Consider the following 12,994-nt stretch of genomic DNA (forward strand, 5'->3'; position numbering starts at 1 on the left):
TTACAATCCTTGGGGAATGGCGGCGATCAGCTGTTTCGTGTAATCCTGTTGGGGATCTCGATAAATTTGGTCAGCCGTACCCACTTCCTCGATTTTGCCTTTATTCATCACGATAATGCGATCGCCCATAAATTTAACAACGCTGAGATCGTGGGAAATAAAAATATAGGTCAGTTGAAATTCCGCTTGTAATTCCTTAAGCAGATTTAACACTTGGGCCTGAACAGAGACATCCAGGGCCGATACGGATTCGTCGCAGATAATAAATTGGGGTTCAATGGCTAAGGCCCGCGCAATACAAACCCGTTGCCGCTGGCCGCCCGACAGTTCGTGGGGATAGCGGTTTACCCATTGAGGATTGAGACCTACCCGATCTAACAGATATTGCACTCGCTCAAGGCGTTTTTTCTTGTCCCGCTTAATATTGTGAATGATTAACGGTTCGGCGATCGCCCGGCCAATGGTCATGCGGGGATTGAGGGAATTGTAGGGATTTTGGAAGACAATTTGCATCTCCCGGCGCAGTTGCCGGAGACGTTTGCTGCGGGCTGGGAGTTGGGCAATATTTTCCCCCCGAAACCAAATGTCGCCACTGAGGGGTTGAATCAGTCGCAAAATGGCCCGGGCCAGGGTCGATTTGCCGCACCCGGATTCGCCCACTAGACCCAGGGTTTCCCCCGGATAGAGATCAAAGGAAACATTATTAACGGCCATAAAATACCGTTGTCCCGTCAAAAGAAAATTACGGCTTGGGTAACCCACCTGGAGCTTTTGCACAGATAGGAGCGGTTTTTGTTTAATTAGGGCTTCGAGGCGCTTTTTATCAGCCTCTAGGGAGACTTCTGCCAGTAAATTTAGATCCGGCTGTCGCTCTTGGATCACGACGGTTTGGGTGTCGGGATCGGTTTCAACACTCATGTAGTCGGCAACGGTCGGCAGCAAGACTAATTTTTGATCGAGGCGGGGCCGACAGGCCAGTAATCCTTTGGTATAGGGATGTTGAGGCGCTTTGAAAATCCGTTCGATGGGGCCTTGCTCAACAATTTTTCCCCGGTACATCACCGCCACTTCGTCAACAAGTTCCGCAATCACCCCCAAATCGTGGGTAATGAAAATCAAAGACATTTGCCGGGCCTGACAAAGATCCCGCAACAGTTGCAAAATCGTCGCTTGCACAGTCACATCGAGGGCAGTGGTGGGTTCGTCCGCAATTAATAGCGTCGGATTGGAGGCGATCGCCATGGCAATCATCACCCGTTGCAGTTGGCCCCCGGACAATTCGTGGGGGTAGCGTTTCATCACCTCGGCGGGCAGTTGCACTTCCTGGAGTCGGGCGATCGCCTGTTGGCGGGCCTGGGCTGGGGTGACATTTTGGTGCAATAAAATCGCTTCGGTAAGCTGAAACTCCACGTTATAAACGGGATTAAGGGAACTCATGGGTTCCTGGAAAATCATCGCAATCTCGCCACCGCGATAGGTACGCCGCTCCCATTCCGGCAAACTTTGGAGATCGAGGGGTTCTATGTCTGGGGTCGCCTTAAAGAAAATTTCGCCCCCGGTGACGCGGCCTGGCTTTTGGATCAGCCCCATCAGGGCAAGGGATGTGACCGATTTGCCGGAGCCGGATTCGCCCACGATGCCGAGGGTCTGGCCCCGTTTAAGCTGAAAGCTAATTTGATCAACCGCGAGATTGGTTTGATTTTCGCTGGTGAAGGCCACCTGCAGTTGACGGACATCGAGAACCAGATCACTCATGGGGGCAGTTTTTTTACTAGACTCAGGCAGAGAAATTTATAGAAAAATTTATGTTGATTGTAGCGTTAGGGGGTTTTGGGGTGGCGATCGCCGAGGGCTTTGCGGGCTTCCTCCCGGTCATCGAAGTGAATTTTTTCAGTCCCCAGAATTTGATAGTCTTCATGGCCTTTGCCAGCGATGAGAACCCCGTCCCCCGGTTGGGCCTCTAAAATGGCCCGTTGGATTGCCGTGGCCCGGTCTGCTTCCACGAGAAACTGGATATTTTCGGGAATCCCTTCGACCACATCGGCCAAAATTTGCTTGGGGTCTTCCGTACGCGGATTATCGGAGGTCACCACGGCCCAATCTGATTGCGTCGCGGCGATTTTTCCCATCAAAGGTCTTTTGGTGCGATCGCGATCGCCACCGCAACCAAACACACAGATCATTTTTTTCGTGATAAAAGGCCGGGAGGCTTTCAGGAGATTTTCTAAACTGTCGGGGGTGTGGGCATAGTCAACGATGACGCTAATGTCTTGATCCTCAGCCACGATCACCCGTTCCATGCGCCCCGGCACCCCTTGGAATTGCGGCAAACAGGTAATCATTTGGTCTAAATCCAAACCCAAGGCCAGACCCGCACCGATGGCGGCCATCACATTTTCGAGATTAAACTGACCGACTAGGGGTGACGTGAATTCTACCGTGCCCATGGGGGTTTTTAGGCGGCCCTCAACCCCCGTCGCGGTGTAGATCAGACGATCCATGTAAAGATCCGCTGCGGCATCTTGGAGGCTATAACCCCAGGCTTTGTCACCGAGTTTGTGGGCGAGGCGATCGCCATAGGGATTATCCAAATTCACCACTGCCCGATCATGGCAATACTCGTCATTAAAGAGCAAGGCCTTTGCCTGGAAATAGTCCTCCATCGTTGGATGGTAATCCAGGTGATCCTGGGTGAGATTGGTGAAAACGGCCACATCAAATTGACAACCCTTAACGCGATTTTGGTGCAGCGCATGGGAACTCACTTCCATAACGGCGTGGGTATTTCCCGCTTCGAGGGCCGCCGCAAAGTTTTTCTGGAGATCGATGGCAAAAGGAGTGGTGTGGGTGGCAATTTTTTCGTAACCAGGCCAGCGGGTGTAGAGGGTGCCGATGAGGGCCGTGGGCTGCTGGGCAGCCTGGAGGAAATATTCAATGAGGTGGCTGGTGGTGGTTTTGCCGTTCGTCCCAGTCACCCCGACCAGTTTTAAACTTGCCGTGGGCTTGTTGTAAAAGAGGTTGGCAATTTCAGCACAGGCGATCACGGGATCGGCAACGGGAATGACGCATTCGCCCTTGGTCGCGGGAAATTTTTCGAGGGCCTCTGGACTGACCACAGCGGCGATCGCCCCAGCTTCGATAGCCCCTTGCCAAAATTCGCCTCCATCGACGCGGGTACCGGGCAAACCAATGAACAGATCCCCAGGCATTACGGCTTGGGAGTTGCTCGCCAATCCTTTGACGACCTGCTGGAGCATCGGGTGATCCGGCAAGGATTCAATGGCCGATACCTGTTTTAAAAGTGCGCCTAGCTGCATCATTTGCCTCCAAATCCTGGGATTTTCCCGATTTTAGTCTGTGCTCAGGGAAATTTTGTCATCTCAGTAGCAGTTTAGCTCAATTTTTCGTTGGACTAACGCGGTATTTAGTGGGTCAGAAAAGGTTTAGCGAGGTAGTAGCTGGCAATGGTTTTTGCATCGAGGCGATCGCCATTATGGATTTTCGCTTCCAACTCCTCTGGACTCAGCAAGAGCACCTCAATGTCCTCGTCGGCATCCTGGGCTGGGGGGGTGGCTAATTTTTCTAAATCCGTCGCCAAAAAAGCATAGATCCATTCGTCAGAATAGCCTGGACAAAGGGGGAATTTCCCCAGCGATCGCCAATTTTTTGCGGCGTAACCCGCTTCCTCTGGTAGTTCCCGTTGCACCGTGCTGAGGGGGTCTTCCTCGGTTTCAATCGTTCCCGCCGGAAATTCGATAATTCGTCCTTGGAGGGCAAAGCGATATTGCCGCACCACTACTAACTGACCTTCATTGGTCACAGGCACCACCAACGCGCCCCCCGGATGGCGGATCGCCCCATAATCACCGACGGCCCCATTGGGTAACCGCAGACGATTCACTTCGTAGGCAAATTTCGAGCCACTGTACATCAAGAGAGGTTTAATCACCTCAGGCAGTTCATTGTGGGAAGCCATGGAAAAAATTACAGAGTAAAGGGTAAGAAAAGGGGGTCGGAATCGGGGCGATCGCCTGAAAAATTGGTATGATTAAATATTCTGAGTTTTGATGTTGGCGTTTATATCATAATTTTTTGAAGCAAAACAGACCGCTTGTACTAAAGCTTAGCGAGTCCCCCCGTCATTATCCAGTCTTTTCCCCTGATTCAAGCAGAGTCCCTATGAAACTCCCCATTATTGCCGTGATCGGTCGTCCCAACGTGGGCAAATCTACCCTCGTCAACCGCATTGCTGGCGATCAACAGGCGATCGTCCATGACCAGCCCGGCATTACCCGCGATCGCACCTATCGGCCTGGTTTTTGGCAAGACCGCAACTTTCAGATTGTCGATACGGGCGGGATTGTTTTCGATGACCACGAAGAATTTTTACCTTTAATCCGCGAACAAGCGGCGATCGCCCTGGCCGAAGCAGCCGTTGCCCTTTTTGTGGTGGATGGCCAAGCTGGGTTAAATGCCGCCGACCAAGAAATTGCCGACTGGTTGCGCCAACAAAATGTCCCCGTTGTCCTGGCCGTGAACAAATGCGAATCCCTCGAACAGGGCTATACCCAAGCAGCTGAATTTTGGGAGCTGGGCATGGAAGAGCCTTTCCCTATTTCGGCGATCCATGGCAGTGGCACCGGCGATCTTTTAGACAAAGTGATTGAGTACCTCCCCACGATCACCGATGTCGAAGAAGATACCACCATTAACGTCGCGATCATTGGTCGCCCCAACGTCGGTAAATCGAGTCTGCTCAATGCCCTCACCGGAGAACAACGGGCGATCGTCAGTCCGATTTCTGGGACGACTCGCGATGCCATTGACACAATCATCGAACGCAACGGCCAACAATATCGTCTCATTGACACCGCTGGCATCCGCCGGAAAAAAAATGTGGATTATGGGGCCGAATTTTTTAGCATTAACCGTGCCTTTAAAGCGATTCGTCGGGCGGATGTAGTGCTTTTTGTGATTGATGTTTTAGATGGGGTGACCGAACAGGATCTCAAACTAGCGGGTCGGATCATTGACGAAGGCCGAGCGGTGATCATCGTTGCCAACAAGTGGGATGCCGTCGAGAAGGATACCTACACGATCAACCAATACCGCAAAGAGTTGCAAGCGCGTCTATTTTTCATGGAATGGGCCGAAATGCTCTTCATTAGCGCCCAGACTGGTCAGCGGGTGAATAAAATCCTGGATTTAGTTGATCAAGCCGCCGAATCTCACCGTCGCCGCGTTTCTACTGCTGTGATTAATGAGGTGATCCAAGAAGCGGTTTCCTGGCATTCTCCCCCCACCAGCCGCCAAGGGAAACAGGGCCGGATTTACTATGGCACCCAGGTACGGAGTCAGCCGCCGACGATTTCTCTGTTTGTTAATGACCCCAAACGATTTAACGATAGCTACCGCCGCTATATCGAGAAGCAATTTCGTCAGGATCTCGGTTTTGCGGGCACGCCGATCCGTTTGGTTTGGCGCGGTAAACGGGTGCGGGATGCAGAACGGGGCACCCCCAACCGAGCCACAAAGGTTTAGCACAGACGATACACTGAAGGGCATCTTTGTCTGGGACACTAGGCTCTATGTCTTCTGAAAAAATGTCGCCATCGTCACCCCCCTATGATCTGATCGTGGTAGGGGCCACTGGTTTTGTGGGCCAAATTATTTGCCGCTATTTTTGTGACCATGCCGAACGTGAATCGTTTACTTGGGCGATCGCCGGTCGTTCAGCCGAAAAATTAGCCCAACTCAAGCACTCCTTGGGCATCCCAGGGGAGATCTTAGCAACCTTTGTTGTTGATGTGTTTGATCAAGGGGCAGTGACGGCCCTCTGCGAGCAAACGAAGGTGATCCTCACAACGGTCGGCCCCTACAGTCTTTATGGAGAAACGCTGGTGCAGGCCTGTGCCACAACGGGAACCGATTATTGCGATCTGACCGGGGAAGTCCAGTGGGTCAAAAAGATGGTGACTAAATATGAGGCGATCGCCCAACAGTCGGGGGCACGGATCGTCCATTGTTGCGGCTTTGATTCGGTGCCGTCTGACCTTGGGGTGTATTTTTTGCAACAGCGGGCTTTAAAACGATTCGGAAAACCCTGTCGCCAAATTAAGATGCGCGTTAAGACAGCCCAGGGAGGCATTTCCGGGGGGACGGCGGCCAGCGGCGTAAATCTGATCAAAGAGGCGATCGCCGACCCAGAGATCAAAGCGCTGTTGGCTAATCCCTACGCCCTCTGTCCCAAAGCCCCCAATCCCCAGCACCCAGCTCCCCTAATCCCGGTACAAATCGATCACATTTTCGGCGAATGGGTGACGCCCTTTATCATGGCGGCGGTGAATACCCCCATTGTGCTGCGCTCCAATGTCCTACAAAATTGGGCCTATGGAGAGCAGTTCCATTACGACGAAGGGCTGCTTACGGGGATCAGTGTCGGGGGTTGGCTTAAAGCCCAGGGTCTAAGCCTATTACTTAAAATCCTGGGAGGAACTGCGGCGATCGCCCCTGGCATCCTCGAAAAAATTGTCCCGGCCCCCGGCGAAGGGCCTTCCCCCAGCCAACAGCAAGCCGGATTTTATGATCTACGCTTTTGGGGCATTACTACTTCGGGTGAAGCTCTTATGGCAAAAGTCACTGGCGATCGCGACCCTGGCTATGGTTCCACCGCAAAAATTATCGCCCAAGCAGGACTTTGTTTAGCCAAAGATAATCTATCCCGATCCGGTGGCTTCTGGACACCGGCCACAGCCATGGGTGAACATCTCATCGATCGCCTCACCGCTTACAGTGGCTTAACCTTCGGCATCCTTTGAGTTGATCTTGGCCCTCACAATTCAAAACATAGAAAAGGAGCGATCTGAGTCGCTCCCTCCCATTTTCATAATTATTTTTATTTTGGCAATCGGTGGATTAAGCCTGATTTCCTAACGCAGCACAGGATTTTTCATGGATTCTTCCATCGCCATTTGAGGTAGCCCTTGGGATTTCGTGTAGTGGGTCGAGTACAGCAGTGCACCGATGAAGATGCCACCACCAATGATGTTACCAATCGTCACAGGCAGGAAATCCCAGAAGACCATATCCATACCCGAGATCGGCGCACCGAGAACCATACCAGTCAAGATAAAGAACATATTGACCACGATGTGCTCCAGGCCGAGGGTGACGAACGCGAAGATCGGGAACCAGCAGCCCATAAATTTACCTGGGACGGACTTACTCACCATGCCCATCATCACAGCCAAACAAACTAGGAAGTTACAGAAAATACCACGGACAATGAAGAGGAAAAAGCCATTGATGCCCATTTCTTTCACTGCCACGGTCTTGGAGAGGGCGATTTCGATGATTTTTTCACCCACGGGGCTGGGGTCAGCCGTCCCACCATTGGTAAGGGAGAACCCCATCAGCAAGGCCACAAACAAACAACCTAAAAAATTACCCAGATAAACCCAAAGCCAATTATTAATAACTCTGCCAAACCTCACTCGTCTCGCCAACATTGCCGATGTCATCAGCGCAAAGTTGCCAGTGACCAGTTCCATCCCAAAGAGCACGATGGAGGCAAATCCCCAAGGGAAGAGAAGTGCTCCGAGGAATGGCAGACCACTTTGTACAGCGACGGTAACAGCGAGGGTAGTGGCAACGCCAAGGGCCAGACCAGAGTAGAAGCCACGGATGAGCAGATCTTTGACGGAAAGACGTGCTTTTGTTTCGCCTGCTTTGATACTGGCATCTACTAGTTCTTTGGGGATTACGTAGTCCATTATTTTCTCCTAATTTAAAACCGATGGGGAAACAAAAGGGTCATTGGTTTTTCTAAAGTCAATGCGCTTTGAGATTAACTTTTAAACCACAGATAAATTGTTCATGAAGAACTTAATTTTACTTTTTCGGAATTTGATTTCAAAAGTTTAGCTCTGGATTTTTGTTCTGCTGTGATATTCAGCTAAGGAAATCCCTTGGCCTACGTTAAAGCCAGGCACAACAATACTTTCGAGGAATTCTCCCAAAGAAAAATACTTTTAAATAAAATCAGTCTCCAGTCACAATTGAAGCTCCATTTTCTGACTAACTGCAAAAAATATAGAGGATTCAAATTGTTTAGAAGAAAGTAATCTTCAGTTGGTTTTGCTAAGAAAATAATAATCCTTGGCAAAGTAGAGAACGAGCTACAAAAATCTTTTTAAAAGAGATTTTGCGCGTTTAATAGGTCATAAGTTAAACAAGGAAACCCTGAAAATGTGTAACCAAAGCTACGATTTTTGAGGGCACTTGAGTTCTATGCATGAATTGAATTACGTTTTTACATGAAAAACACCTAGGCAAGAATGATCGCAGCCATGGGTGTGTTGCAATGGGGTTGTTAGGGCTGACTCAGCTCAGGTTGGAATGATTTGACCTTCTGAATCTAGCGGGGGATAGGGTAATTGGCGATCGCGGTAATGGGCGACAAGTTCAGGGTAGCCCCACTCAAAGACCTTCTGACGGTAGAACTCTGGGTCCAGACGGGGTTGATCATAAAATCCAGCCTGGAGGCGTTGACGTTGTGCCTCAAAGAGAATCACCGCTGCGGCCACGGAAACATTAAGGGACTGCACCATCCCTAACATCGGAATGATAATGTGACCATCTACAAGCTCTGCGGCTGTGTCGCTGACCCCCCACCGTTCGGCCCCCATCAAAATTGCCGTGGGTTGCGTATAGTCAATGGTGCGATAATCAACGGCGCGATCGCTTAAATGGGCCGCATAGATCTTAAAGTTTTGCTGGTGGAGATGGTCAATAGCTACGGTAACGTCAGGGTGACGATTTAAATCAACCCATTTCTCACTGCCTTGGGCCACCTGGGAGTAAGTATCGAGGACATCACCATCTGCGACCTGATTCATTGCATGGACAGCCATCACCCCCACCGCATCACAGGTGCGAATAATCGCGGAAATATTGTGGGGTTTGTGGACATCCTCCATGAGGACAGTGAGGTCAGGTTGACGACGGTCTAAGGTTTGGCAAATGCGTTGATATCTTCTCGACAGCACAATCTTATTTTTTAGCTAACAGCACAGGATCCAGATTTTAGGTGATTTGGGAGAGATTGTCTTCCCAATTTTCCCCATCAAAAAATATAATCTCAAAGACATCTAATAGATTTTCATCTAAACAGCGCAGATTCACATCGATACTATCGGGATGGGAGCGGGGTAGATAAAAAGAATGGACGCCACAACGCCGACAAAAAAGGTGGGTGGCTTGGTGGGTATTAAACTGGTAGGCCGTTAGCAGATCTTGTCCTTGGAGTAAATGGAAATCTGCCTGGGGGACAATGATATGGAGAAATCCTTTTTTGCGACAAATAGAACAGTTACAGTCAAGGGCTTGAAAGTTTCTCAGGACGACTTGGAAGCAAATACCACCACAATGACAACCACCACCATAACGTTTCGGTTCAGAAAAATTAGACATTGTAAAAACTTCAAATAACAAAACTTGTGGCTTCTCCCTGGGCTGCTTTCCAACTGCGGGCGTCGTAATACAAATCAGCAAGGGTAATGTTATAAAGGGCTTCTTGGAGTTTTTGGTGGAGCCGCTGCCAGAGACTAAAGGTAACCCAATCTTCGGCTTGGTCGGGGTGGGGTTCATGGTGGGGGAGCGGTTCAATGGTTTCACCGATGGCCTGGAGAATTTGACCTAGGGAAATATCTTCGGGTTTCGATAGTAATTGATATCCCCCTTGGGCACCACGGACTGAACGAAGAATTCCGGCTCGACGCATCTCAATCAACAGCTTCTCAAGGTATGGGGCAGGGAGGTTTTGGCGTTTGGCGATCGCCTTTACGGAGGTGGGGCCATAACCGGGTTGTAAACTAATATCGAGTAAAGCTTTAACGCTGTAATGACCTCTGGTGGTTAGCTTCATGGCTACCTTTTTTGAAAAAATTTTGGCATGTTAGGAAAGAATGCGATTATTTTTACCAAAAAAAATCGTCTTAACCTCTATTTTAAGAGAGAATAATGTAAGATAAACGTGAGAAACAGCTAATTTAAAAGTTTAAGGTGCGCAGCGAAGTAAAAAAAGAATTCGCAGGCTTCATCCCATAACTCTCATTTATCGTCATTCATTCGTAATAAGTAAATGGCTACAAAGAAAAAGATTGAAACATTGACCGGTGATGCACTGCTCGCAAAAGTTAAGGAGCTTGAAAACCACAGTAAAGAAGAAAAAGCAAGAGCTTGCGGCTATTACACGATCACCAAGAATGGGGTTGAACGTGTCAATATGATGAAGTTCTATAATGCTCTCATCGAAGCAGAAGGGGTGCAGTTAGATAGCAATACAAATGCCCAAGGTCGGGGTGGTCGTGCTGCCACCTATCGTATTAGTGTACAGTCCAATGGGAATCTTTTGATTGGGTCTGCCTACACCAAAAAAATGGGACTCCAGCCCGGTGATGAATTTGAAATTTCTTTAGGTCGCAAGCATATTCACCTCAAACAACTGGGTGCCGATGGTGATGATTAAATTTTCCTAGAAATTAATCTGCACAAATCGAGATAGCGATCGCCATGGTGGGGGTCGTTTTTTTGTGGAAATTACCATTGACTAGGGTGATGTTGCTGGAGTCGCTGGCTAAGTTCCGGCCATTCTTGTTTTGCGAGCATCGCGGGGGGAAAGAGATCACTTGAAAGGCCAACGGCGATCGCCCCGGCTTGGATCAAGTCTGGGCCATTGGTGAGGGTAACGCCCCCAGTGGGAATGAGAGGAATGTGGGGTAGAGGGGCTTGGAGACAACGGATAAAACTAGCGCCACCAACGGCTTTAATGGGAAATACCTTGACGCCATCACTGCCCCAACGCCAGGCTTGGTAGATTTCGCTTGGGGTTAAGGCGCCTAGCACCATGGGAATATCCTGGTGATGGGCAATCTGGATTAACTCCCGGTCACTGTGGGGGCTGAAGGCAAAGGTAGCCCCACAGGCGATCGCCTCTTTTAAATCTGTGGGCGTGAGGATAGTGCCCGTGCCGATGATTGCTGTGGGAAACTTTTCCCGCAGGGTCGCAATGATGTGGCCAGCTTGATCACTGTTCCAGGTGATTTCAATGAGCTTTAATCCCCCGTTAATGGCGGTTTCAGCCATTTTTATTCCCAGTTGCCAGTCCGTGGCCCGAATAACGGCGATCGCCCGGTGTTCTCGGAGTTGTGCAAACCAGCGTTGTTGGAGGGGGGTCATTGCAAATTTGGACAAATGGTCGATGGGGGCTGGGGCTGATCGGAAAAATCTTGCCAACCAGACAGAATACCCTGTAATTCCCCCTTTAGGATCGTCAGGGCGGCCATTTGCTGATTAATTTCTTGGAGTTGCGCTTCTAATAACTCCCTAATTACCCCACAGGGTAATGTTCCTTGGTCACGTACCGTCAGAATCTTGCCAATGTCTTCGAGGCTTAAACCGAGGGACTGGGCCCGTTTAATAAATGCCAACCGAGCAAAGACCGCCGCCGAAAAGAGTCGATAACCCTTTGGCGATCGCCCCATCACCGTGGTCAACAACCCCAGATCCGCATAGTAGCGAATCGTTTTTACCGGTAAACTACTCTGTTGCGCCACTGTCCCAATTTTGAGACCATAATCTGCCGTTGCCATTAGCGTTGTCTTTCGTTCATCAACTGGGGCAGCGGCACATTCACTTCTGTGGGGGGTAAATAACGACGTGGTAAAACCCGATTGAGATCCCGTTGATCGCGGCGGATACGAGACCAGCGAATGGCGATCGCCCCTAATACAAATCCCAAACCGATGGTAAATAGACCCCAATGCTCATCGACACCCCCAATCACCACTTCGATTAAACCCATCACAATCAAGAAGCTAGACACTGGCTCCTTGCGATATAAACGCTTAACAGTTCGTCGATTGAAACGGGCCATAGAATTTTCCAGGGAAATTTTCCACAGGGGCTGAAAAATAATGAATAACGATCACCTTTAGCTTAACAAATTGGCGCTTCTCCTTGGTTCAGGAGCGGCCCCCAAATCACCGTCTATGTCGGGCAACCTTAGATTTTTGCCTTAAGATACATTTTGACTCTGCGCCCCGGTATTCCCCATGAAACTTTCAACCAAGTTCCTGACGCCATATCTTTTTCTGCTACCGGCCCTTGCCATTTTGGGCCTAGCGGTAGCTCTCCCGGCCCTCCAGGCGTTTTACCTTAGTTTCACCGAGTACCAATACGATCTGACCCAAACGCCCCATTGGATCGGCTTTAAAAATTTTGCCCTGCTGCTCCAGGACGATCTATTTTGGAAAACCTTGGGTAATACGGTGTTGTATCTGATTGGGGTCGTACCGATACTGGTGAGTTTTTCCTTGGCCCTAGCAATTCTGGTCAACCAAAGTCTCCGGGGAATTACTTGGTTTCGGGCGGCTTTTTATACCCCAGTGATCGTTTCTCTGGTGGTGGCGGGAATTGCCTGGCGCGCTCTGTATGCCTCCAATGGTTTTTTTAATCAACTTCTGAAGCAAGTTGGTTTAGGGGACGGAATTCCTTGGCTCACGGATCCCAAACTCGCTCTCTGGAGTGTGATGTTGGTGACCATTTGGAAAGGGTTGGGCTATTACATGGTGATCTATCTGGCGGGATTGCAGGCGATTTCCCCAGAACTGTATGAAGCAGCTTCCCTAGACGGTTCGGACGGCTGGCGTAAACACCTAGATATTACGGTGCCCTTGATGCGTCCCTACATTTTGCTGGTGTCTGTGATTTCAGCGATTTCGGCGACAAAAGTCTTTGAAGAAATTTATGTGATGACCCAGGGGGGGCCGTTAAACGCTTCAAAAACGGTGGTCTATTACCTCTATGAACAGGCGTTTCAAAATTTAGAGATTAGCTATGCTTGCACCATTGGCCTCGTCTTGTTCTTGGTAATTTTTGTCCTCTCAATTTTTAACCTTTATCTGTCTCGCCAAACCAATCAAGGCTTTTAGCT

At 49.7% G+C, this 12,994-nt stretch carries 14 protein-coding genes; 4 read left to right on the forward strand and 10 right to left on the reverse strand.

What is annotated here, in order from left to right:
- The 3 genes from AWQ23_RS00740 to AWQ23_RS00750 form a co-directional block, all read right to left on the reverse strand.
- Window positions 1–1,755 (reverse strand): ABC transporter ATP-binding protein, encoded by a 1,755-nt coding sequence (locus tag AWQ23_RS00740; protein ID WP_062431723.1) that lies wholly within the window; start codon window positions 1,753–1,755, stop codon window positions 1–3.
- A 65-nt stretch (window positions 1,756–1,820) separates the two neighbouring features.
- Window positions 1,821–3,320, reverse strand: coding sequence for a UDP-N-acetylmuramoyl-L-alanyl-D-glutamate--2,6-diaminopimelate ligase (locus AWQ23_RS00745; protein ID WP_062431724.1), 1,500 nt, complete (start codon window positions 3,318–3,320; stop codon window positions 1,821–1,823).
- A gap of 104 nt (window positions 3,321–3,424) precedes the next feature.
- Entirely contained in the window at window positions 3,425–3,976 is a 552-nt protein-coding gene (locus AWQ23_RS00750) for an NUDIX hydrolase (protein WP_062431727.1), read from the reverse strand.
- Window positions 3,977–4,179: 203 nt separating this feature from the next.
- On the opposite strand from AWQ23_RS00750, the gene der reads away from it, so the two are divergent.
- Window positions 4,180–5,541: a ribosome biogenesis GTPase Der gene (gene der / locus AWQ23_RS00755; RefSeq protein ID WP_012305762.1), complete on the forward strand. Its 1,362-nt coding sequence runs from the start codon at window positions 4,180–4,182 to the stop codon at window positions 5,539–5,541.
- 47 nt (window positions 5,542–5,588) lie between these two features.
- Window positions 5,589–6,818 (forward strand): trans-acting enoyl reductase family protein, encoded by a 1,230-nt coding sequence (locus tag AWQ23_RS00760; protein ID WP_198158675.1) that lies wholly within the window; start codon window positions 5,589–5,591, stop codon window positions 6,816–6,818.
- A 111-nt stretch (window positions 6,819–6,929) separates the two neighbouring features.
- Here the strand turns inward: AWQ23_RS00760 and AWQ23_RS00765 are convergent, their stop codons facing one another.
- The 4 genes from AWQ23_RS00765 to AWQ23_RS00780 form a co-directional block, all read right to left on the reverse strand.
- Window positions 6,930–7,772: a formate/nitrite transporter family protein gene (locus AWQ23_RS00765; protein WP_062431731.1), complete on the reverse strand. Its 843-nt coding sequence runs from the start codon at window positions 7,770–7,772 to the stop codon at window positions 6,930–6,932.
- Between the two features lie 615 nt (window positions 7,773–8,387).
- Window positions 8,388–9,047, reverse strand: coding sequence for a tRNA (guanosine(18)-2'-O)-methyltransferase TrmH (trmH, locus tag AWQ23_RS00770; RefSeq protein WP_062431733.1), 660 nt, complete (start codon window positions 9,045–9,047; stop codon window positions 8,388–8,390).
- A gap of 37 nt (window positions 9,048–9,084) precedes the next feature.
- Window positions 9,085–9,471: a GFA family protein gene (locus tag AWQ23_RS00775; protein WP_062431735.1), complete on the reverse strand. Its 387-nt coding sequence runs from the start codon at window positions 9,469–9,471 to the stop codon at window positions 9,085–9,087.
- A gap of 10 nt (window positions 9,472–9,481) precedes the next feature.
- The gene (locus tag AWQ23_RS00780) at window positions 9,482–9,925 is read right to left on the reverse strand and encodes an Rrf2 family transcriptional regulator (protein WP_012305767.1); all 444 of its coding nucleotides are present in this window, start codon (window positions 9,923–9,925) and stop codon (window positions 9,482–9,484) included.
- A gap of 216 nt (window positions 9,926–10,141) precedes the next feature.
- Between AWQ23_RS00780 and AWQ23_RS00785 the strand changes: the two genes are divergently transcribed.
- Window positions 10,142–10,528, forward strand: coding sequence for an AbrB family transcriptional regulator (locus tag AWQ23_RS00785; protein WP_012305768.1), 387 nt, complete (start codon window positions 10,142–10,144; stop codon window positions 10,526–10,528).
- 71 nt (window positions 10,529–10,599) lie between these two features.
- Here AWQ23_RS00785 and AWQ23_RS00790 read toward each other — a convergent pair whose 3' ends face one another.
- From AWQ23_RS00790 to AWQ23_RS00800, 3 genes are read right to left on the reverse strand one after another with little or no spacing between them, the layout of a single operon-like run.
- Window positions 10,600–11,238, reverse strand: a complete 639-nt coding sequence (locus tag AWQ23_RS00790) for a bifunctional 4-hydroxy-2-oxoglutarate aldolase/2-dehydro-3-deoxy-phosphogluconate aldolase (protein ID WP_062431736.1) — start codon at window positions 11,236–11,238, stop codon at window positions 10,600–10,602.
- Complete coding sequence (locus AWQ23_RS00795) at window positions 11,235–11,651, reverse strand: heavy metal-responsive transcriptional regulator (protein WP_062431738.1); 417 nt, start codon at window positions 11,649–11,651, stop codon at window positions 11,235–11,237. Before AWQ23_RS00795 ends, AWQ23_RS00790 begins: the two co-directional genes overlap by 4 nt.
- Window positions 11,651–11,935 carry a hypothetical protein gene (locus AWQ23_RS00800; protein WP_012305771.1) on the reverse strand — a complete coding sequence of 95 codons (285 nt, stop codon included), beginning with the start codon at window positions 11,933–11,935 and terminating at the stop codon, window positions 11,651–11,653. Before AWQ23_RS00800 ends, AWQ23_RS00795 begins: the two co-directional genes overlap by 1 nt.
- Window positions 11,936–12,113: 178 nt before the next feature.
- Between AWQ23_RS00800 and AWQ23_RS00805 the strand changes: the two genes are divergently transcribed.
- A complete protein-coding gene (locus tag AWQ23_RS00805; RefSeq protein WP_062431740.1) occupies window positions 12,114–12,992 on the forward strand; it encodes a carbohydrate ABC transporter permease in 879 nt (292 codons plus the stop codon).
- Window positions 12,993–12,994 lie beyond the last annotated feature (2 nt).

Source organism: Picosynechococcus sp. PCC 73109 (assembly GCF_001521855.1).
Classification (GTDB): Bacteria; Cyanobacteriota; Cyanobacteriia; order Cyanobacteriales; family MRBY01; genus MRBY01.

Bases quoted from the DNA above. Each gene is read 5' to 3' on its own strand.
- AWQ23_RS00750 (WP_062431727.1), bottom strand. From the start codon at position 3,976: ATGGCTTCCCACAATGAACTGCCTGAGGTGATTAAACCTCTCTTGATG.
- der (WP_012305762.1), top strand. From the start codon at position 4,180: ATGAAACTCCCCATTATTGCCGTGATCGGTCGTCCCAACGTGGGCAAA.
- AWQ23_RS00760 (WP_198158675.1), top strand. From the start codon at position 5,589: ATGTCTTCTGAAAAAATGTCGCCATCGTCACCCCCCTATGATCTGATC.
- AWQ23_RS00765 (WP_062431731.1), bottom strand. From the start codon at position 7,772: ATGGACTACGTAATCCCCAAAGAACTAGTAGATGCCAGTATCAAAGCA.
- AWQ23_RS00780 (WP_012305767.1), bottom strand. From the start codon at position 9,925: ATGAAGCTAACCACCAGAGGTCATTACAGCGTTAAAGCTTTACTCGAT.
- AWQ23_RS00785 (WP_012305768.1), top strand. From the start codon at position 10,142: ATGGCTACAAAGAAAAAGATTGAAACATTGACCGGTGATGCACTGCTC.
- AWQ23_RS00740 (WP_062431723.1), bottom strand. From the start codon at position 1,755: ATGAGTGATCTGGTTCTCGATGTCCGTCAACTGCAGGTGGCCTTCACC.
- AWQ23_RS00795 (WP_062431738.1), bottom strand. From the start codon at position 11,651: ATGGCAACGGCAGATTATGGTCTCAAAATTGGGACAGTGGCGCAACAG.
- AWQ23_RS00775 (WP_062431735.1), bottom strand. From the start codon at position 9,471: ATGTCTAATTTTTCTGAACCGAAACGTTATGGTGGTGGTTGTCATTGT.
- AWQ23_RS00745 (WP_062431724.1), bottom strand. From the start codon at position 3,320: ATGATGCAGCTAGGCGCACTTTTAAAACAGGTATCGGCCATTGAATCC.
- AWQ23_RS00790 (WP_062431736.1), bottom strand. From the start codon at position 11,238: ATGACCCCCCTCCAACAACGCTGGTTTGCACAACTCCGAGAACACCGG.
- AWQ23_RS00805 (WP_062431740.1), top strand. From the start codon at position 12,114: ATGAAACTTTCAACCAAGTTCCTGACGCCATATCTTTTTCTGCTACCG.
- AWQ23_RS00800 (WP_012305771.1), bottom strand. From the start codon at position 11,935: ATGGCCCGTTTCAATCGACGAACTGTTAAGCGTTTATATCGCAAGGAG.